The 19,396-nt window shown below is 71.9% G+C and carries 21 protein-coding genes and 1 pseudogene; 5 read left to right on the top strand and 17 right to left on the bottom strand.

The window, feature by feature from the left end:
* Window positions 1-153: 153 nt before the first annotated feature.
* Window positions 154-357 (bottom strand): hypothetical protein, encoded by a 204-nt coding sequence (locus ETD86_RS41095; protein ID WP_211370638.1) that lies wholly within the window; start codon window positions 355-357, stop codon window positions 154-156.
* A gap of 185 nt (window positions 358-542) precedes the next feature.
* On the opposite strand from ETD86_RS41095, the gene ETD86_RS41090 reads away from it, so the two are divergent.
* Window positions 543-1,334, top strand: a complete 792-nt coding sequence (locus tag ETD86_RS41090) for a DeoR/GlpR family DNA-binding transcription regulator (RefSeq protein ID WP_138672041.1) — start codon at window positions 543-545, stop codon at window positions 1,332-1,334.
* Window positions 1,335-1,360: 26 nt separating this feature from the next.
* On the opposite strand, the gene ETD86_RS41085 is transcribed toward ETD86_RS41090, so the two are convergent.
* Window positions 1,361-2,068, bottom strand: a complete 708-nt coding sequence (locus ETD86_RS41085; protein WP_138672040.1) for a lysophospholipid acyltransferase family protein — start codon at window positions 2,066-2,068, stop codon at window positions 1,361-1,363.
* Window positions 2,069-2,244: 176 nt separating this feature from the next.
* On the opposite strand from ETD86_RS41085, the gene ETD86_RS41080 reads away from it, so the two are divergent.
* Complete coding sequence (locus tag ETD86_RS41080; protein WP_138672039.1) at window positions 2,245-3,003, top strand: alpha/beta hydrolase; 759 nt, start codon at window positions 2,245-2,247, stop codon at window positions 3,001-3,003.
* 46 nt (window positions 3,004-3,049) lie between these two features.
* Window positions 3,050-3,508: a hypothetical protein gene (locus ETD86_RS55900; protein WP_170223526.1), complete on the top strand. Its 459-nt coding sequence runs from the start codon at window positions 3,050-3,052 to the stop codon at window positions 3,506-3,508.
* Window positions 3,509-3,532: 24 nt separating this feature from the next.
* Here ETD86_RS55900 and ETD86_RS41065 read toward each other — a convergent pair whose 3' ends face one another.
* The 7 genes from ETD86_RS41065 to ETD86_RS41035 all read right to left on the bottom strand — a co-directional run bounded on the left by ETD86_RS41065 (window position 3,533) and on the right by ETD86_RS41035 (window position 9,186).
* Window positions 3,533-4,642 (bottom strand): hypothetical protein, encoded by a 1,110-nt coding sequence (locus ETD86_RS41065; protein ID WP_246149015.1) that lies wholly within the window; start codon window positions 4,640-4,642, stop codon window positions 3,533-3,535.
* 37 nt (window positions 4,643-4,679) lie between these two features.
* On the bottom strand, window positions 4,680-5,375 hold the full coding sequence (locus ETD86_RS41060) for an endonuclease/exonuclease/phosphatase family protein (protein WP_138672036.1): 696 nt from the start codon (window positions 5,373-5,375) through the stop codon (window positions 4,680-4,682).
* A 6-nt stretch (window positions 5,376-5,381) separates the two neighbouring features.
* Window positions 5,382-6,314 carry an ROK family glucokinase gene (locus tag ETD86_RS41055; RefSeq protein WP_138672035.1) on the bottom strand — a complete coding sequence of 311 codons (933 nt, stop codon included), beginning with the start codon at window positions 6,312-6,314 and terminating at the stop codon, window positions 5,382-5,384.
* A gap of 14 nt (window positions 6,315-6,328) precedes the next feature.
* Window positions 6,329-6,727 carry a DUF5304 family protein gene (locus tag ETD86_RS41050; RefSeq protein ID WP_138672034.1) on the bottom strand — a complete coding sequence of 133 codons (399 nt, stop codon included), beginning with the start codon at window positions 6,725-6,727 and terminating at the stop codon, window positions 6,329-6,331.
* A gap of 29 nt (window positions 6,728-6,756) precedes the next feature.
* Window positions 6,757-7,908 carry an ArsA family ATPase gene (locus ETD86_RS41045; RefSeq protein ID WP_138672033.1) on the bottom strand — a complete coding sequence of 384 codons (1,152 nt, stop codon included), beginning with the start codon at window positions 7,906-7,908 and terminating at the stop codon, window positions 6,757-6,759.
* A gap of 1 nt (window position 7,909) precedes the next feature.
* On the bottom strand, window positions 7,910-8,347 hold the full coding sequence (locus ETD86_RS41040; RefSeq protein WP_138672032.1) for an SRPBCC family protein: 438 nt from the start codon (window positions 8,345-8,347) through the stop codon (window positions 7,910-7,912).
* Window positions 8,348-8,418: 71 nt separating this feature from the next.
* On the bottom strand, window positions 8,419-9,186 hold the full coding sequence (locus tag ETD86_RS41035; protein WP_138672031.1) for a metallophosphoesterase family protein: 768 nt from the start codon (window positions 9,184-9,186) through the stop codon (window positions 8,419-8,421).
* 128 nt (window positions 9,187-9,314) lie between these two features.
* Here ETD86_RS41035 and ETD86_RS41030 point away from each other — a divergent pair, with 128 nt between their 5' ends.
* The gene (locus ETD86_RS41030) at window positions 9,315-11,063 is read left to right on the top strand and encodes an AMP-dependent synthetase/ligase (protein ID WP_138672030.1); all 1,749 of its coding nucleotides are present in this window, start codon (window positions 9,315-9,317) and stop codon (window positions 11,061-11,063) included.
* On the opposite strand, the gene ETD86_RS41025 is transcribed toward ETD86_RS41030, so the two are convergent.
* Window positions 11,060-12,931, bottom strand: a complete 1,872-nt coding sequence (locus ETD86_RS41025; RefSeq protein WP_138672029.1) for an ABC transporter ATP-binding protein — start codon at window positions 12,929-12,931, stop codon at window positions 11,060-11,062. The genes ETD86_RS41030 and ETD86_RS41025 overlap by 4 nt on opposite strands.
* Window positions 12,932-12,971: 40 nt before the next feature.
* The gene (locus tag ETD86_RS41020; protein ID WP_138672028.1) at window positions 12,972-13,439 is read right to left on the bottom strand and encodes a MarR family winged helix-turn-helix transcriptional regulator; all 468 of its coding nucleotides are present in this window, start codon (window positions 13,437-13,439) and stop codon (window positions 12,972-12,974) included.
* 90 nt (window positions 13,440-13,529) lie between these two features.
* Between ETD86_RS41020 and ETD86_RS41015 the strand changes: the two genes are divergently transcribed.
* Window positions 13,530-13,958, top strand: coding sequence for a DoxX family protein (locus ETD86_RS41015; RefSeq protein WP_138672027.1), 429 nt, complete (start codon window positions 13,530-13,532; stop codon window positions 13,956-13,958).
* Window positions 13,959-14,055: 97 nt separating this feature from the next.
* Here the strand turns inward: ETD86_RS41015 and mmuM are convergent, their stop codons facing one another.
* The 6 genes and pseudogenes from mmuM to ETD86_RS57490 all read right to left on the bottom strand — a co-directional run.
* Window positions 14,056-14,922 carry a homocysteine S-methyltransferase gene (mmuM, locus tag ETD86_RS41010; RefSeq protein ID WP_138672026.1) on the bottom strand — a complete coding sequence of 289 codons (867 nt, stop codon included), beginning with the start codon at window positions 14,920-14,922 and terminating at the stop codon, window positions 14,056-14,058.
* Complete coding sequence (gene otsB, locus ETD86_RS41005) at window positions 14,919-15,752, bottom strand: trehalose-phosphatase (RefSeq protein ID WP_211370637.1); 834 nt, start codon at window positions 15,750-15,752, stop codon at window positions 14,919-14,921. Before otsB ends, mmuM begins: the two co-directional genes overlap by 4 nt.
* Entirely contained in the window at window positions 15,710-16,144 is a 435-nt protein-coding gene (locus ETD86_RS41000) for a Crp/Fnr family transcriptional regulator (protein WP_211370636.1), read from the bottom strand. Before ETD86_RS41000 ends, otsB begins: the two co-directional genes overlap by 43 nt.
* A 262-nt stretch (window positions 16,145-16,406) precedes the next feature.
* Complete coding sequence (locus ETD86_RS40995; protein ID WP_138672024.1) at window positions 16,407-18,818, bottom strand: VIT domain-containing protein; 2,412 nt, start codon at window positions 18,816-18,818, stop codon at window positions 16,407-16,409.
* Window positions 18,815-18,952 (bottom strand): hypothetical protein, encoded by a 138-nt coding sequence (locus tag ETD86_RS55895; protein ID WP_170223524.1) that lies wholly within the window; start codon window positions 18,950-18,952, stop codon window positions 18,815-18,817. Before ETD86_RS55895 ends, ETD86_RS40995 begins: the two co-directional genes overlap by 4 nt.
* A 17-nt stretch (window positions 18,953-18,969) precedes the next feature.
* Window positions 18,970-19,396 (bottom strand): annotated as a pseudogene (locus ETD86_RS57490) (hypothetical protein); the annotation flags it as partial.

Here is a 19,396-nt window from a genome sequence, read left to right as displayed (position 1 = left end):
GCAGATAGCCCTCGTCGCCCACCCCGAACGCGCTGAACCTGGAGCGCATGAGCTGCTCGGCGGTGGCCGCCGCTCCCTCGCCCCGGTGCAGCCGGCCGCAGCAGTCCTGGTAGGTCGCGGGCAGGCCGCAGAGACAAGTACGAGGCATGCCCCCTATTGTGCCCCCGGCTCCGGCCCGGATCGTGCCTCCAGCAGGGCGGTGAGGCCGGTCAGCGTGGCGCCGAGCGGGGCGTCCACGGTGAGCAGCGCGTCGGCGTCCCCGCCGGTCGGCCCCTGGTTGACGATGGCGATGGGGACGCCGAGCGCGGCGGCTCCGAGTAGAAGATTGCGGCGGGATATCGGCAGTCGTTTATCCATGGGGGGTTCCTCCTAGCCGGACCCTTCAGATTCCCCCGAGTTCGCTCATCTTCATTCATGGAAAAGCCAACATTTCGCACTGTCAACGCACGGTTTCATGACGAATCAGCCACAGTCCCGGCGTCACGATCGTGTCATCATGCGATCGAGAACGATGTCGGAATCTGTTGGGATCTGGTGGTGCGATGCTCGCCCCGCAGCGTCAGCAGGCGATTCTCGAGCTCGTCAGGCACCACGGTGGTGTCCGGGTGATCGAGCTGGTGCGGGCGTTCGGCGTCTCCGACATCACCATCCGCCGCGACCTGGAGATGCTGGCCGAGCGTGGCCTGCTGGCCAAGGTGCACGGCGGCGCCACCGTTGTCGGACCTGGCATCGGCTCCACCGACGAGCCCGGCTTCGCCGTCAAGTCCGTACGCCAGGAGGAGGAGAAACGGGCCATCGCCCGCCACGCCGCCGCCCTGGTGGACGCGGGCACCGCGGTGGCGCTGTCGGCGGGCACCACCACGTGGGCGCTCGCGCACTGCCTGGCCGCCGTCCCGGCCCTGACCATCGTGACGAACTCGGTGCGCGTCGCCGACGTCTTCCAGCACTCGGGACGGACCGACCAGACGGTCGTGCTCACCGGCGGCGTGCGCACCCCGTCCGACGCCCTCGTCGGGCCGGTCGCGGTGACCGCGATCCGCCAGCTCAACGTGGACCTGCTCTTCCTTGGCGTGCACGGCATGACCCTCAGGGCCGGCTTCACCACCCCGAACATGATGGAGGCGGAGACCGACCGCGCGCTCGTGGAGGCGGCGGGGCGCCTTGTCGTGCTCGCCGACCACACCAAGTGGGGCACGGTCGGCATCAGCACCATCGCCAAGCTCGGTGAGGCCGACGTGCTCGTCTCCGACGCCGGGCTGTCGCGGCCGGCCAGGGAGGCGCTGGCCGAGCAGGTCGGCGAGCTCGTCATCGCCGACCAGACGCTCAGGACTTAGCGTCGAGGACCTCAGCGCCCAGCCGCTCAGTTCTTGGCGGCCGCGGCTCGGGCGGCGCGCTCCATCTCCACGCGGGCGCTGGCGGCGTACTTGTCGACGTATTCCTGCCCGGACAGCTCCATCAGCGCGTACATGATCTCGTCGGTCACCGCACGCAGCACGAGGCGGTCCTCCTCCATCCCGTAGTAGCGGGAGAAGTCGAGCGGCTTGCCGAACCTGATGCCGGGGCGGATGCCCAGCTTGGGGACGGGATGCCCCGGCGGCATCATCTCGAAGGTGTTGACCATCGCCCACGGGATGACCGGCGCCCGTGACTCCAGCGCCAGGCGCGCCACGCCGGTCTTGCCCTTGTAGAGCCGCCCGTCGGGTGAGCGGGTGCCCTCGGGGTAGATGCCCAGCACGTTGCCCTCGCGCAGGATGCGCAGGCCGGTGCGGAGCGCCGCCTCGCTGGCCTTGCCCCCCGAGCGGTCGATCGGCACGGTGCCGACGCCACTGAAGAACAGCCGGCTGAAGAACCCCTTGATGCCGCGGCCGGTGAAGTAGTCGGACTTGCCGAGCGAGATGACCTTGCGCCTGAGGTGCAGCGGGCCGAAGAAGTGGTCGGCGAAGGACAGATGGTTACCGGCCAGGATCGCCGGCCCCTCTCGGGGGACGTTCTCCACGCCCTCCGCCCACGGCCGGAACACGAGGTGGAGGAACGGCCCCAAGATGGCCTTGACCACCCAGTAGAACACCCTGGCACCTCTTCTCCAGCACGTCATCGGCGGGCAGAGTCATCTTCCCATCTCGAGGGCCATGCTCCTACACCAGCGCTCGCACAATCACCCCTGAACGTGCGACGATCGGGCCGTTCCTGGATGAAACTCCCCACTATTGAATCCCCGGAATGAAATCGCATGGAGGAGCTGTTATGCCGCTCATGCCAGGCGCAGAGCCCTACCACCACGACGCAGGCGAAGTCGGCGTGCTGCTCTGCCATGGGTTCACCGGCACCCCGCAGTCCTTACGGCCGTGGGGTGAGTTCCTGGCCGGGCACGGGGTGAGCGTCTCGCTGCCCCGCCAGCCGGGGCACGGCACCAGGTGGCAGGAGATGAACCGTACGCGCTGGGAGGACTGGTACGCCGAGGTGGAGAAGGCGTTCGCGGACCTGCAGGGCCGCTGCGCGGACGTGTTCGTGGCGGGGTTGTCGCTGGGCGGCTGCCTGGCGCTGCGGCTGGCCGAGGTGCACGGCGCGGCGATCAGGGGCGCGGTGCTGGTCAACCCGTCGATCGCCAACGACGTGCCGCTGCTGAAGCTGGCACCGCTGCTGAAGTGGTTCGTGCCGTCCGTGCCCGGCGTGGCCAACGACGTCAAGAAGCCCGGCGTGACCGAGCTGGCCTACTCCCGCACCCCGGTGAAGGCGGCCGCCTCGCTGCCGGGGCTATGGTCACTGGTGCAGGCCGACCTGACGAAGGTGTCGCAGCCGCTGCTGGTCTTCCACAGCGTGGACGACCATGTGGTGAAGCCGACGAGTGTGGCGATCATTCGCCAAAAGGTCCCGCAGGTCACGATCGAGGAGCTTACCGATAGCTACCATGTTGCGACGCTCGACAATGATGCCGACAGGATCTTTGCCGGTAGCCTCGACTTCATCCGGACACATGCCTCGGTACCCTTGCAGAGGGACTGATCGCACCCAGGGGGAAGTCGCGATCGCTGCGGAGAGGCCCATCTAGGTGACGCCCCAGAGTGACGAGGACGAGGTCTGGCGGCAGATCGTCGCGTCCTTCAACGACACAGCTGAGCGCGATTCGGCCGACCAGCCATGGCCGGACAGCGAAAACATCCCCGCCGAGCCCACCCGGCGGGTGGTCAAGCCCTCCGAGGAGCTCGAGGAGGATCTCGACGAGCCCGAGGACAAGCAGGACGACGACGAGGAGGAGGGGGAGGGGCACTTCGTGCCGCCGCCGCCCCCGCCGTTGCCCAAGCTCGACCTGCCCTCCAAGCTGGCGTGGGTGGCGTTGTTCGGCGGCCCCGCCTACCTTCTGGTCGCCGCGATGGCCAACTGGCAGATGGAGGGATGGGCGCTGTTCACGGCCGTGGCGGCGTTCATCGGCGGGTTCGTGGCGCTGGTGGTGCGCATGGGCGACGGCCCGCCCAACGACTCCGGCTGGGACGACGGCGCGGTCCTCTAGGGGCTCGGTGACCCAGGCGGGCCGCTAGGACTTGCTCTCCGTCGGCTTGGGGGCGAACGACTCCACGACGTCGGTGTAGCGGTCGCGGGTGTCGACGGCGTGCCCCACCGCCCACACCGTGCCCTTGCCCGCGAGGTAGGCCACGGCCTGCAGGCGAACGGTCGTCCTGCCCTGCTCGGCCCCGCCGCGGATGACCTCGCACGCGCCCTTCTCGCACCGCATCATGAACGGCTCGGCCGCCCGCGCGGGGTCGTAGCCGGCCATCCAGTAGCGGCCCTTCCCGTCGCCGGTCACGCCGTAGAGGCGGGCGCCGGACTCCGGCAGCTGCTGCTGCTTCCACCGCTTGCCGTTCCAGGTGAGCACGAGCGGGGAGATGTCGCCGGGGCCGCGGTAGACGCCGCCGACGGCCACCGCCCGCTTGGCGCTGTCGGCCTGGACGTCACGCAGGTAGCCGCCGGGGATCGAGGGCAGCGGCATCGACTTCCACGAGCCGCCCGAGTGGTGCACGACCAGCGGCTCGGTGCCGGTGTCGCCGACGGCGAACCCGCCCGCCACCGCGTACAGCGCGCCCTCCTCCTCGGTCTGCTCCACGCTCCACGTGTTGCCCTGGCCGGTGAGGATGAGCCCCTGCTTGTCGCGGCTGCCGACCGCCACCACCTTGCCCTGCTTGGCGTCGACGCCGCCGAGCCAGTCGCCGGCCCGCAGCCCCAGGGGCCTGACCCGGTCGAACCCGGCCATGTCTCCGTGGGCGAGATAGGGCAGCCCGTCGTGTCCGTCGCCGACGGCCCAGACGTCGGACGACGAGGTGGCGGCCAGGCTGCGGAGGTTGCCGGCGGCCGTGGCGTCGCGGAGGGCCACCTCGGTCCATCGGGCGCCGTTCCAGTGGCGGACGGTGCCGCGGTTCTTCCACACGTCCCAGATCTCCTGCTGCCCCACCGCCCAGACGTCGCTGGAGGAGAGCGCCAGCACGTCGGAGAGCGAGCCGTCGGCCTGCAGGCGCACGCTGGTCGACTGCTGCCACGCCTCGATCGTGGCGGGGCGAGGATCGGCATGCGCGGCGGGCGTGACCTGCGGCAAGGCCACGGACGTCGCCAAGAGCAAGGAGAGCGCACGCCGCTGAGAGCGACGGGTCATGGTCAAATGCTACGGGCTGGCCGGCCCTTGTTGCCCGTTAGTGCCCAACTCGCAACTCAGCGACAACGGGAAGATGGTCGCTGGCCCCGGCCAGATCGGCGATCCCGGCGTCCACTCCGCCGCACGACACGACGCGCGCCTCGCGCGCGGCGAACACCCCGTCGATGCGTACGGCAGGCTCCGCCGCGGGAAACGTCAGCCCGTCGCCCTTGGGCGCGACCGCGTAGCAGTCGGCCAGCCGCCCGGCCAGATACCGCCAGGCCGGCTGGTGCGGCTGCTCGTTGACGTCCCCGCCGAGCACGATCGAGGCGCCGAACGGGGCAGCGGCCCGCTCCATCAGCGTCACCGCCTCGGCCGCGTGGTGCACCCGGGCGGGGTCGTTGAGGTCGAGGTGGAGCGAGCCGACGGCCAGCCGCGCCCCCTCGGCCTCCACCACGGCCACGGCCAGCCCGCGCAGCTCCAGCCCGAGGAAGGCCCGCAAGGCGTGGCTCTCAGCCCGCAGCACCCGGACGCGGCGGCCGACGAGCACGGCCACGCCGCCGAGCCTGCCCGGGGTGGCCAGGCACAGCCCCGCCGCGGCGGCCAGCGAACGGCGCCTGGCCCTCCAGCGGTAGAAACGGGGCGCCTCCTGCACGCACAGCACGTCCGCGCGCATGGCGGCGATGACCCTGGAGAGCGCGGGCACGCTGTCGCGCAACCCGTGCACGTTGTAGGTGCCGACCCTGATCGTCACGCGGCTCTAGCGCCGCCTGGCCAGGTCGGCGGCGCCCACCACACCGGCCGAGGCGCCCAGCTCGGCCAGCCGGATCTCGGCGAACGGCCGGTGCCCGCGTCCGGTGAGGCGCTCGGCGAAGGCCGCGCGGGCCCGGTCGATGAACAGATCGGCGGCCCTGGACACGCCGCCGCCCACGATGAAGCAGCCGGGATCGAGCACGGCGGCCAGATCGGCCATGCCCTGGCCGAGCCAGTCCGCGAATGACGCGAACGCGGCCAGCGAGACCTCGTCGCCCAGCTTGGCGGCCTCGGTGACCTCCTCACCCTCGATCTTGCCGCCGGCCAGCCCGAGCAGGATCTCCGCCCGCTTCGGCTCGGCCTCGGCGAGCTCCCTGGCCTCCTTGACAAGGGCCTGGCCGCTGGCGTACTGCTCCCAGCAGCCGATGTTGCCGCAGCCGCATGGCCGCCCGCCGGGGACGACCTGCATGTGGCCGAGCTCGGCGCCCATGCCCCAGCGGCCGCGGTAGAGCGCGCCGTCGATGACGATGCCGCCGCCGATGCCGGTGCCGAGCGTCACGCAGACCACGTGGGACTGGCCGCGCCCGGCGCCGAACCTGGTCTCGCCCCAGGCCATGGCGTTGGCGTCGTTCTCGATCACGACCGGCAGGCCGACCAGGCCGCTGATCTTCTTCTGCAGCGGCTCTTCGCGCCAGGCGAGGTTGGGCGCGAAACGTACGATCGACCGGGTTTCGTCGACGAACCCGGCCGCGCCCACCCCGACGGCCTCGATCTCCCGGCCCGCTGCCAGCTCGCGAACGACGTCGGCCACCGTCTCGGCCACCACGTCAGGGCGGTCGGCGGCGGTGGGCCGCAGCGTATGGGCGACGATCTTTCCCTGGTCGTCGACCACACCCGCGGCGACCTTGGTCCCGCCGATGTCGACACCGATCGTGAGCATGCCCCTGTTTCTCCCTATCCCAGATCTATGTGTTCCACATTGTCGCGGCGATCATCGCCGCCACGCTGCCGCTGCTGTGCGTGGGGGGCGGGCCTGCTCAGCGCGTCCATCGCCTCGCGGAAGGCGGCGAACAACTCACCGCCCGCGGCCACCAGGTGGCCGGTCACGTCGGAGCCGGACTCCCGTCGTGCCGCGATCGCCCGGCAGAACGGGCAGGCGCGGCAGATGTACTCGTCGTGGGGCTCGGACACCGCTTCCTCCCACACGTCCCGTTCCCTGCGCCCGCCGCCGGTGAACGAGTTGAGCACCGTCTTGCCGACCTGGCGCGTGGCGCGCCCCTGGATCGACTCGAACAGCTTGCGCGCCTCGTCCGCGACGGTCCCGATCGGGTCTCTGTCGTTGGTCTCCGTCATCTGGCCCTCCCTGCGTACGGGGTCCCCGGTTATGGGGTCCCCGAGATGAACCGTACTCGGAGGACGCCGTCGCGGAGCGCGGCGGCGCTGATCTTCCTGCGGGCCAGCGCCGCGGGCAGCGCCAGAATCCTCCGGTACGGGCCCGCGGTGACGATCAGCTCGTCACCCTTGCGAGCCAGGTCCACGTCGCCGCGGTCGGCGCCGGGCAGGGCCAGGGTCAGCTCGTCGGCGCTCAGCCGCAGCGGCGGGTCGACGGCGGGGGCGGCGAACGGGTCGTGCTCGCCGTACAGCTCGGCGCCCACCGCGGCCAGCGCGTCCTTGCCGACGGGCTCGGCGGGCAGGTAGGGGACGACGTGGATGGGCAGCGGCGCGAACGACTGCTCCGCCTCGGCCAGCAGTCGTGACTGCGCCGCCACCCACTGGGCGCGCCACTCGTCGGCGCCGTCCGCGGGGAAGACGCGGTTGGCGATGACGCCGTCGACGCGGTAGCCGTACAGGTTGAGCGAGGTGAGGGTGCGCCTGGCCTCGGCCAGCACCACCGACTCGGGGGTGAACACGAGCCGTACGGAGGCGCGGTCGCCGGTGAGCAGCTCGCGCACCTCCATGAGGCCGCGGTGGAAGCGCTCGGCGGCGTTCATGACGTCCTCGCCGGGCGCGCTGACGTGCGCGACGCTGCGGACGAACGGCGAGATGAGCCGCACGAGCTTGCGGCCGACCGGCATGAGCCTGCTGACGTGCCAGTCGAGCGCCTCGGGCAGGGCCAGCAGGCGCAGCGTCTCGGCGGTGGGCGCGCAGTCGACGACGATCACGTCCCAGCGGCCCTCGCGGGCGTGCCCGCGCAGCTCCAGCAGGGCGATGACCTCCTCGGCGCCCGGCAGCACCGTGATCTCCTCGGAGGTGATCTCGTCCAGGCCCAGCTCGCCCAGCACACCCCGGGCGTATTCCTGCAGCTCGCCCCAGTGACGCTCCAGCGTCTTCTGCGTGTCGACCTGGTGCAGGTGCAGGCCGGGCGCGACCTCGCCGGGCTCGACGGCGAGCGCGTCGGCCAGCGAGTGGGCGGTGTCGGTGGAGACGATGAGCGTCTTGAGGCCGCGGCGCGCGGCGAGCGTGGCGGTCGCGGCGGCGGCCGTGGTCTTGCCGACGCCGCCCTTGCCGGTGAAGAGCAGGACCCGCGGGTTCACCTCAGTGACCTTCTACGCGCTTCTTGAGTCCCTTGAGCGCGGTGTCCACGATCACCTTCTCCGCCTTGCGCTTGATCATGCCGATCATGGGGACGCTCAGGTCGACCGTCAGCTCATACGTCACGTCCGTGCCACTGCCCTTGTCGGCGAGCCGGTAACTCCCTCTGAGGTCGGAGACCATCTTCCCCGGCTCGACCACCTGCCAGCTGACGCTCTCGTCGTCCTGCCAGGCGTAGCCGAGGGTGTAGGTGTCGCTGATCATCCCGGCGTCCAGGACGAACCGCACCGTCCGCGGCCTGCCGTCCTCTCCGGTGCTGAGGACCTCCGCGTTCTTGATCGACCCGGCCCATTCCGGGTAGGACGGGAAGTCCGCGATGACCGCCATGACGTCGGCGCGTCCGGCGCCGATGGTGGTGCTGGAAGTGGTGCGATCAGCCATGCGACCACGGTAGTGCACAATTCGCTCCTTGCGGTGGAACGCCGTACACGACCGATGGGCACTGCCGCTGGTCACCATTCGAGGACGAAGGGGACGCCCGTTCCCCGGAAGTGGCCGACGTTCAAACATTCGGTGCGCCCGACGCGGATCCGGCGGTGGAGGGGGTTGTGCACGTGGCCGAAGAGCGCGTAGCGCGGCTGGGTGCGTCTGATCGCCTCCAGCGTGGCCTCGCTGCCGCGTTCGAACCTTCTGGCCACCACGTCGTAGAGCAGCTCGGGCACGGCGGGCGGGATGTGGCAGCACAGCACGTCCACCTCGCCGACGGCCTCCACCTTGGCGGCGTACTCCTCGTCGCTGATCTCGTACGGGGTGCGGTAGGGGGTCCTGAGCCCGCCGCCCACGAAACCGAACCGCAGGCCGCCGATCTCCGCCACCTGCCCGTCGAGCACCTGGTGACCGGGCCGCGCGTAGTCCTGCCACAGGCGCGGGATGTCCACGTTGCCGTAGGTGAGGTAGGCGGGCGCCGGCATGGCGGCGAAGAGCGCCGCGTACTGGGCGCGGACGTTGCGCTCGATGTGCTCGCGCGGGTCTCCGTCGAGCGTGGCCCACAGCGCCGCCGACATGGCTCTGGCCTCCTCGAACCGTTTGGCCGTGCGCAGCGCGATGAACTCGGCGGCCTTCTCCGCGCCGAACAGGTCCGGGAAGATGCCCTGCGCGTGGTCGTCGTAGTCGATGAAGAGGACCAGGTCGCCCAGGCAGATCAGCGCGTCCGCGCCGTCACCCGCTCTGGCCAGCGCGTCGGCCCTGCCGTGCACGTCGCTCACCACATGGACCCTCATGGAGGGAAATCCTATGAGCGGCGGCTGCTAGCGTGAGGAACGCGGTTCATAACGCCTCAATGACGAGGCTACCGGCGCGTAACTTAACGCGGTAGCGTCCAGGCGTTCCCCGAAGAGGAGTTGAATTCGTGCGCGAGTACAGCGTCCCGGTCCTGGTCGACGTGCCCGCCTCGGCGAGCCTGGCCGACACCGTCTTCCGGCGGGCCGAGCAGGAGCCCGGCGCCGTCGTCATGCGCCGCAAGACCGGCGCGGGGTGGCCGGTGGTCACCGCGTCGGAGTTCCGCGACCAGGTGGTCGCGGTCGCCAAAGGGCTGATCGCGGCCGGCGTCGAGCACGGCGACAGGGTGGCGCTGATGTCGCGCACCCGCTACGAGTGGACACTCGTCGACTACGCCATCTGGACCATCGGCGCGGTCACCGTGCCGATCTACGAGACGTCGTCGGCCGACCAGGTCGGCTGGATCCTGTCCGACAGCGAGGCCAAGGCCGTCTTCGTCGAGCTGGACGGGCACGAGGAGACGGTGCGCGCGGCGGCGCCCGGTCTGAAGGCGCTATGGCGCGTCGACGGCACACTGGAAACCGGCGATGTCGCCGACGCCGAGGTGGACGAGCGACGCGCCCGGGTGACCGGCGCCGATCTGGCCACGATCGTCTACACCTCCGGCACCACGGGCCGGCCGAAGGGCTGCCACATCACCCACGACAACCTGCTGTTCACCGCGCTCAACGTGCTGCGGGGGCCGCTGGAGCCGCTGTTCGCCGGCAAGGACCCGGCCGCGCTGCTGTTCCTGCCGCTGGCGCACATCTTCGCGCGGATGATCCAGGTGGTGCTCCTTGAGGCGGGCGCGATCATCGCGCACACCCCGAACATGAAGAACGTCGCCCCGGACCTGCAGGACTTCCAGCCCACGTTCCTGCTGGGCGTGCCGCGGGTGTTCGAGAAGGTGTACAACTCGGCCGAGCAGAAGGCCATCGCGGGCGGCAAGGCCAAGATCTTCGCGCGCGCCGTGGACGTGGCGGTGGCCTGGAGCCGCGCGGAGAGCTCGGGCGGCGCGCCGCTGGGGCTGCGGCTGCAGCGGGCGGTGTTCGACAAGCTGGTCTACGCCAAGCTGCGGGCAGCCACGGGTGGGCGGCTCTCGGCCGCCGTGTCCGGCGGCGGCGCGCTGGGCGAGCGGCTCGGCCACTTCTTCAAGGGCGTCGGCATCGAGGTCTTCGAGGGCTACGGCCTGACCGAGACCTCCGCGCCGTGCTCGGTCAACATGCCGGGGGCCAACAAGATCGGCACTGTGGGCAAGCCGCTGCCCGGCGTCACGCTGCGCATCGCCGACGACGGTGAGGTCCTGGCCAAGGGCAGGAACGTCTTCGCCGGCTACTGGAAGAACGACGAGGCCACGGCAGAGGTCATCGACGGCGACGGCTGGTTCCACACGGGTGACGTGGGCGAGCTGGACGCCGACGGCTACCTGCGGATCACCGGGCGCAAGAAGGAGATCCTGGTGACCGCGGCGGGCAAGAACGTCGCGCCGGGGCCGCTGGAGGACGCGCTGCGCGCCCATCCGCTGGTCTCCCAGGCCATGATCGTCGGCGACGGCCGGCCGTTCGTGGCGGCCATCGTCACCCTGGATCCCGAGGCCGTGCCCGCCGGGTCGTCGGTGGCCGAGCTGCGGGCGGACCCGAAGGTGCGGGAGGAGATCCAGGCGGCGGTGGACCGGGCGAACCTGTCGGTGTCGAAGGCCGAGCAGATCAAGAAGTTCACGATCCTGGATCGCGACATCACCGAGGAGGGCGGGCATCTGACGCCGACGCTGAAGGTCAAGCGCGGCCTGGTCATGCGTGACTTCGCCAAGGAGATCGACAGGCTCTACAGCGACCGTTAGGGCAGCACGGGCGGCGGCAGGGCCCTGGGGAGCCCCTCCGGGAAGGCGCCGGGACCGGGCACGGCCTCGTCCTGGTAGCCGCTGGCCTGCATCTGGAACAGTCGCGCGTACCGCCCGTCCGCGGCCATCAGCTCGTCGTGGCCGCCCTGCTCGGCGATCTTCCCGTCTTCCAGCACGGCGATCACGTCAGCCTCGCGCACCGCGTTGAGGCGGTGCGAGATCAGCAGGCTGGTCCGGTCGGCCCGGTAGCGGCGCATGCGCAGGTGCACGTCGTGCTCCGCCTCCGGGTCCAGACCCGAGCTGGGCTCGTCCAGGATCATGAAGTCGGCGTGGTCCCGCAGGAAAGCCCTGGCCAGTGCCACTCGCTGCCACTGGCCACCGGAGAGCTGGACTCCGGTCGACGGTTGTTTGCCGGACTTGAGGGCGAGGACGAACATCCTGGTCAGCGCCGTGTCGTAGCCGTCGGGGAGCGCACTGATCGCCTCGTCCACGCCGGCGTGGACGGCCGCCTTCCTGATGCGGTCGAGGTCGTCCAGCGTCTTCAGGTCGCCGACGGCGATGTTGTCGCGGGCGCTGAAGTCGTACGTCATGTGGTCCTGGAACACCGCGCCGAGCCTCGCGCGGAGCTCGGCGGGGTCCAGGTCGCGCAGGTCCACGCCGTCCCAGTGGATGGAGCCGCGCGTCGGGTCGTACAGGCGGCACAGCAGCTTGGCCAGGGTGCTCTTGCCGGCGCCGTTGAGCCCGACGACGGCGACGGCCTTGCCGTACGGGATGGTGAGGGTGACGCCCCGCAGGATCCACGGCAGGTCGTCGGCGTAGCGGAACCACACGTCGCGCAGCTCGATGCCCTGCCGGAGCGGCGGGGTGGAGCGGGGGTCGGCGGCCACCGGCAGGTCCGGCTCGATGTGCACCACGTCGGCGTAGTGGCCGAACAGCAGCAGCTGATGATGCGTGTCGGCGATGCCGCCTACCAGCGACGACAGCCCGCCCTGCAGCCCGGCCACGGCGGCGATGAACATCGACACGTCGCCGATCGTCAGCGTCCCGTCCCTGGCGGAGAGCACCGCCCAGACCAGGCCGCCGCCGGCGATCAGCGCGCCCAGCAGCTCGAGGCCGCTCTCGATGAGCAGGTTCCTGCGGTCCAGGGCCCGCTGGGCCTGGTCCGTGGTCCGGCGCTCGGCCAGCATGCGGGCGCGCATGAAAGTGCCGAGCCCGAACAGCCGCACTTCCTTGGCCGCCTGGACGTTGCTGAGCAGGTGAGAGTAGAAGATCTCGCGGCGGTGCACGGGCGCGAGCTCCATCATCAGCTTGGCCCGCCTCCTGGCCAGCGCGATCTGCGCGGCCAGCGCCGGGACGCCGGCGACCAGCACGACGGCGGCCATCACCGGGGAGAGCACCATGACCGAGCCGATGAACCCGCCGATCGTCAGCACGGTGCCGGCCAGCCCGAAGGCGCTGTTGACGAACGCGGGCGCCATCATGCCGCCCTGCGAGGCCAGCCGGAGCCCGTCCAGGAACGCGGGCGTCTCGAACGGGCCGAGGCCGATGATGCGCTCCAGGGCGACGTACAGCCGGTCGAGGGCGTACGTCGAGACGCGCCTGCCCAGCTCCGTCCCGATGTACGCGCTGAGCTGGGGGAGCGCGGCGATGGCCACGCTGACGGCCACCAGCTGCACGAGGAGCACGGCCAGCTCCGCGACCGTGGCGCCGCGGACCAGCTCGTCCAGCACCAGCTTGGTCAGCCAGGCCACCGCGACGGGCAGCGCGGCCTGGACAAGGGTGACGATCGCTTGGCACACCGACCGGATGGGGCCGGCGTGCCAGACTAATCCGGCGGCCTCCGCGACGCTGCGGCGCGTGGAGCTCATGCCTGCCAGCGTAGAGAGCGTTGTCCTGATCCGAAGCGAGCTAACGGCCGTCGGGCGCGCGTAACGCCTCCTCCGTCTTCCGCATGGCCGCCGTCATCGTGCGCAGCTCGTCACGGCTGAGCCGGTCGATCAGATATCTCCGCACGACCTCCACGTGCCCGGGCGCCACCCGCTCCAGGCACCGCAGGCCCGCCTCGGTGATCACCGCGAACACGCCCCGCTCGTCCGACGGGCAGGTGGCACGCTCCACCAGGCCCGCCTTCTCCAGTTGCGTGATCTGGTACGTCAGCGCGCTCTTCGACACCACGACGCCCCTGGCCAGCTCCGTCATCCGCACCTGGCGATCAGGGGCCTCGGCGAGCCGGACCAGGATCTCGAACTGCGGGTGCGTCAGCCCCGCCGCGGCCTTGAGCTGCTCTTCGATACGCCTGTCGAGCAGGTGGGCGGTCGACAGGAAGGCACGCCAGGCCGCCATCTCCGCCGAGTCCAGCCATCGGGGTTCCGTCACCGACACAGTCTATCGCGTTTGTTCAGATTTTAACTTTCCCTGCTAGAGTGCTCTCGTTCAAAACTGAACGATTCTCATGAGGAGGTCCGCATGGTCGACCAGGCGCGTCCCGTCGTCCTGCTGCTCGCGAGGATCGCCATCGGGGTGATCTTCCTTGTGCACGGCTACCAGAAGTTCGCGACCATGGGCATCGCGGGCACGACCAAGTTCTTCGAGTCCGTCGGCATTCCGCTGGCCGGCGTGGCCGCTCCGGCCGTCGCGGTGCTGGAGGTGGCCGGCGGCCTGGCGCTGATCCTCGGCGCCGCGCTGCCGATCGCCGGCACGCTGCTGGCCCTCAACATGATCGGCGCGATCGTCTTCGTGCACGGCGCCAACGGCTTCGGCGCCGGCGAGGGCGGCTACGAGTTCGTCCTGGCTCTGGCCGCGGCGAGTCTGGCCATCGGCTTCACCGGCGGCGGCGCGCTGTCGCTCGACCGCGTGCTGGGCCGCCGCCGCACCGCCGAGTCCATCTCCGCCTGACGCCGGCTCCCGAGGACCCCGCGCACCCGGCTCCCGCAGCCCGGCGTGCGCGGGGCCGGCGGCGTGACGTGCTCAGGTCAGGCGGTGGTGCCGGGGATCAGGACAGGTGGGCGCGGATCTGCGCGATGTGCTCGGGAGTCGTCCGGCAGCAACCGCCGATCAGCGACGCCCCCGCCAGCTGCCACTCCTTGGCGGCCTGCCCGAACTCCACCGGATCGGCCAGGCCCAGCCAGCGCCGATGCCCGGCGTCCCAGGTCTCTCCCGAGTTCGGGTAGACCACCACGGGCAGCCCTCCGGACAGGCACGCGATCAGCCCGGGGATGTGGCGGGGCGCCGTGCAGTTCGCGCCGACGGCCACCACCTGCGGATTCCCGCTGAACAACGCGGCCGCCTCACGGATCGGCGTGCCGTCGTTGAGCCGCTCGCCGTCCCGGCAGGAGAAGCTCACCCAGGCCTTGACCCCGGACGTGTGCTTCAGCAGCCTGGCCAGGACCCGCGCCTCCGGGTAGGACGGGATCGTCTCGCAGGCCAGCAGGTCGGCGCCGGCCGAAGCGAGGATCTCCCAGCGCGGCAGGTGCCAGGCATAGAGGCCGTCCTCATCGAGGTCGTAGTCCCCGGTGTACTCGGCGCCGTTGGCGAGGTAGGCGCCGTACGGGCCGACCGAGGCCGCCACCAGCCCGCGACCGGCCTGGTCGCGTGCCTGCCCGGCCAGCACCACCGACATCCTGATCAGCGACTCCGCCTGCGCCGCCCCCAGGCCGCGCCGCATGAAGCCCTCGATCGTGGCCTGATAGCTGGCGGTGATGGCCACGTCGGCCCCAGCCGCGAAGTAGTCGGCGTGCGCCTGCCGGATCAGCTCCGGCCGCTCCAGCAGCAGCCGCGCCGACCAGAGGTCGTCGCTGAGGTCGGCGCCGAGCCGTTCGAGGTGGGTGGACAGGCCCCCATCCAGCACAAGTGTGGTCACCCATCCAGGGTAAGAGCCGGCGGGGGATGACCGGGAAAGGCGCTGATCACCTGGTCGAGCAGGACCGGCGTGTCCTCGGGGGAGTCCACCGTGAAGTCCGCCCGGCGGGCCAGCTCGTCGCCCGTCTCCCCGTTGGCCACCGCGACGCTGACGCCCATGAACCCGGCATCGTGCTCCTCCCTGCAGCGCAACACGTCGAACGCGCGCCCGTCGGAGATGTCGTCGCCGAAGTACCAGGCGCGGGTCAGTGACTCGGCCTCCCTGGCGATGACCGTGCCCTTGTCGCGCTCGACCGGCGGACGCAGCTCCACCACCATGCGGCCGTGCTGCTCGCGCAGGCCCAGCTCCGCCGCCTTGGCCGACGCCCAGCGCTCCACCGCGCCCCGCAGCGCCGGGACCGAGCGGTAGTGCAGCGACACCAGCAGCGCCTTGTCCTCGATCAGGATTTCGCCCGGCAGGTCCCGCGCGGCGTCCGCGGCCAGCCCGCGCATGACCGGGGCCCACGGCTCGGCCTCGGCGTCGGTGCGCACCTGGCCGTCGACGACGGTCTGCATGCCGTACAGACCGAACAGCGCCACCTGCGGCGCCCGCGAGAACCGCTCGCACAGGAACGCGGCCGGGCGGGCCGAGACCACGGCCACCCTGCCGACCAGGCTCGACAACGCCTGCAACCGCTCCACCGCCCCTGGAACGGGCAGCACGGCGCCGGGGTCCCGCATGATCGGGGCGATCGTGCCGTCGAAGTCGAAGAAGAAGCCCGATTTCCGGCTCTCGGAGACGGTGGCGGTCACTGCTTCGACAAAGCGGAGCGGGGCGCGAGGGGTCGCCATGTCGTGACGATAAACCAGCCTGACCGGCACGGATAGACGCTCGTCCGATATTCGGCGGCGGTTCGGAAGGCGGCCACGCGGGCCAGGGCGGGGCGATCCAGGACGATCACCTCCCGGGCGCCGATCTCGATCATCCCGCGGCGTTCGAACGGGCGCAGGGCGCGGTTGACGCTCACCCGCGTCGCCCCGATCTCGGCGCCGAGCCCCGCGTGGCCGGGGTGGAGCGGCGCCCGGCCGTCCGCGCACCGGCGTACCAGCCAGGTGGCCACACGCGCGGGGACGTCCCGCACCGTCGCGTCGGTGCGCCGGTCGTCGAGGTCGCGCACGGTCGCGGCCAGCGTGCGCAGCAGCCGTGCCGCGACGGACGGCTCGGTGGCGACGAGCTCCAGCACCCGCCGCACGTGGCAGAAAAGCCGGTGCCCGGTGATGCTGAGCGCTTGACCCGTCGTGTCCTAGCGTGCGGGGGCATGGCGAGATACGTGTTGCAACTGGCCTTCGACGGCGATCCGCGACGGCTCGCGGCCCGGCCCGCGCACCGGGAGCAGCTGCGGCGGCACCCCGCCGGCCGCCCCCGTCCGGCCTCCCTCGGGGAGGCGGATGCGGGAGCGGCCGGTCAGAGTCCTTCCGGAGCCGGGCGCGGTGCCCGGGAGCCGGTCAGGGGCGCTTCCAGAAGGGCGCGCGGCCCGGCTCGTCCGAGGGCCCCGGTGACGGGGCGGCACCGCCGATGAGGGCCGTGAGAACCTCGACGGCGCGGTCGTGCAGGGCCTGGACGTCCGCGCCCGGCCGTTCGGCCGCCTCCAGCTCGCGGGCCAGACCCGCCAGCCGCTCGTCGCCGCCGAGGTACTCCGCGAGCGCCGCCAGCCGCGACCCCAGGTCCGCCAGGTACAGCAGGTCAGGCGCGGGCAGCGCCTTGAGCCGGTCCAGCTCGGCCACCAGCTGCGGACGGACCGACTCCAGCCGGCCGGCGGGGCGCGGCCCGGGAGCGAACCGGGGCCCGCCACCCGCGGGCCGGCCCGCTCCGCCACCGCCGCGCCGCCAGCGCGGGCCACTGCCGGGCGCACCCGTGGGCGGAGCACCGGGCATCTGCGGTTGCTGACCGGTGAGATCCGGCGCCCCGCCCACGAACCCCTGCTCGTCACCGGCCATCTCGGCGGTCCCGAACCCGGGCTCGGGCAGCCGCATCCTCGGCGCGGCCGCCGGCTTGGCCATCATCGCGGCGTGCGCCGTGAACCCGCCGCCCATCATGGGCGCGGCCTGCGGCGCCTCCCAGCCGCTCGGCGGCTCGACCGGCTGGATGACGCGATGCTCGGGCCCGCCGTCGGCGACCTGCCTGGTGTCGACCGCCACGTACGCGGTGAAGCGGCAGAGCACGCCGTACTCGAGTGAGGTACGCACGATGCGCGACTCCAGGTCGTGCTCGCCCATGGCGTAGCGGTCCTCCAGCTCCCGCAGATGCGCGCGGGCCCAGACGGCGCGGATGGCCGGATTGTCCACCGTGAGACCCGCGACCTGCTCCTCCCACGGCCCGCCGGCCGCCATGCCGCGTACGGTCACCGAGGAGCCTTCGCGGTGGCGCCCGTACACGCGCAGCGGCACGCCCGGGAAGATCGACCCGAGATGCGTGACCGTGCCGGGCTCGACCTCCAGCCCCTTGAGTGACAGGCCGGTCACCAGGGGAGCCCCGATCCGGCGGTGGATGTGGTCCATGGCGGCGTCGAGCCGGTCCTCCGACTCGACCAGCTCGCACCGGCCCGCGCCGAGTCCGGCGAGCCTGCCGAGGAAGCCGGCGTTCACGGCGCGGTCGATGCCGACCGTGTGCACGCGCATGGCCGACAGCGCGCCGCCCGCCTGCTCCAGGATCTGGTCCTCGTTGCCCACCTGGCCGTCGGTGACCAGCACCACGACCCGCTCCCGCTCGCTCTGGGCGCCCAGCAGGGTCACGGCCTGCCGCAGCGGCTCGAGCAGCTCGGTGCCACCGCGGGCATCGACCCGGGCGAGGTGCTCGACGGCGCGGTACCGGTTGCGGTCCGACGCCTCCACGAGCCCCTCGAAAGCCCGCTCCACCACGGAGTCGAACGTCAGCACCGCGAACCGGTCCTGCGGCGTCAGCGTGTCGACGATACGCGCGGCGGCGCGGCGTGCGGCCACCATCTTCCAGCCGCCCATGCTGCCCGAGCGGTCGAGCAGCAGCACCAGGTCCCGCGGCGTGCGCGTGGACTCCAGCGGCGGCGGCACGACGGTGAGCGCGAACGTTCCCCCCTGCCCGGCCGGGCCGTCGAGCTGCAACGACGTGGACGCGTCGAACGTCATCCGCAGGATGAAGTCCCGGTCCAGCCGCTCGTCCGGGCGCAGTCGCACCGTGCGGCCCTCCTCCTCGACCACGTGCAGGCTCGAGGCCAGCTCGCGCAGCTCCAGCCCGGCGGCGTCGACGGTCGCGGCGAGCGACAGGCGCACCGGGTTGGGGAAGCCGGGCAGCAACACGGGCGGGCTGATCCTGGACGCGTCCGGCACGGCGTCGGTGTCGGGCACGACGCCGTCACCCGCGGGCGGGCCGTCGATCGGGGCGCCGGGGATGTACCGCGGCGCCACCACCAGCGGGAAGCGGAACGTGGCCGCCCCGTCCTCGTACGGCAGCGGCTGGCTCATCGTCAGCCTGACCGAGACGTGCTCGCCGGGCAGGATGTTGCCCACCCTGATCGTGAACACGTCGGGCCGGTCCTCCTCCGCGATCGCGGCCCGCTTGCCCTCCCGCAGCGCCCGGTCGTAGTCCGCCCTGGCCTGGCCGCGCTCCTTCAGCACGCCCTCGATCACCCGGTCGTCGGCCTCCATGCGGAACCCGGTCACGGCCGCCCGGTCGGGCAGCGGGAAGACGTACGTGGCCTCCAGGGTGACGTCGAACGGGTTCCTGAACCCCTGCGTGACCTCGACCCCGGCGATGAGGCCCGAGATGTCCGCCGTCACGTCCACGCTCTCCAGCGGCAGGTTGCCACGCTCGGTCAGCAGCGCGCCGAACCCGGCGTCCGGCACCGGCAGGCACCGTGCGGGCTCCAGCGAAGTGATCTTCATATCAGCTCCCTCTCTTCGAGCACCGCGAGCAGCGGCGCCGCCGCCGCCAGCACCGCCTGTACGTCCTCCGCGGACGGGGTGCGCCCGCCGTCCAGCAGCAGCCGCACCCCCTCACCCAACCTGACCCCGGCCACCAGAGCCCCTGCGCCGTCTACCCCGCGGCGCGTCCGATCACCGGACCTCGCGGCGCCCGCACCACCGTCTGGCGCCGCAGGGCCCTCCGCGCCGGGCCGTTCCGTCCAGAACCGGTCCCGCACCGCCTCGTCGCCGGGCCGCGCGCCCCCACCGGTCCGCGTGTCGGCGACCCCGCTCTCGCCCCGCCCAAGGCCGTCGCCACGAGCCGAGCCGCCCGCATCGGCTGCGCCGCCCGCACGGTCCGTCGTCCATGTGGGGTCCCTGGGCCATGCACCATTCGGCGGCGATGGGCCGTTGGGCGGCGACGCGCCGGCCGGCGGGTGCGCTCGGCCTCCTCCGCGCGCTCCTCCACGGCCCGCAGGTACGCCCGGCGGCCCCTGGCCACCTCGCCGACCACCACCATCGCCACCAGCCAGCCGCTCAGCAGCGTCATCCCGTCGCCG

The organism is Nonomuraea turkmeniaca (genome assembly GCF_005889735.1).
GTDB lineage: Bacteria > Actinomycetota > Actinomycetes > Streptosporangiales > Streptosporangiaceae > Nonomuraea > Nonomuraea turkmeniaca.
This window is presented reverse-complemented; position numbering and strand designations above follow the sequence as displayed.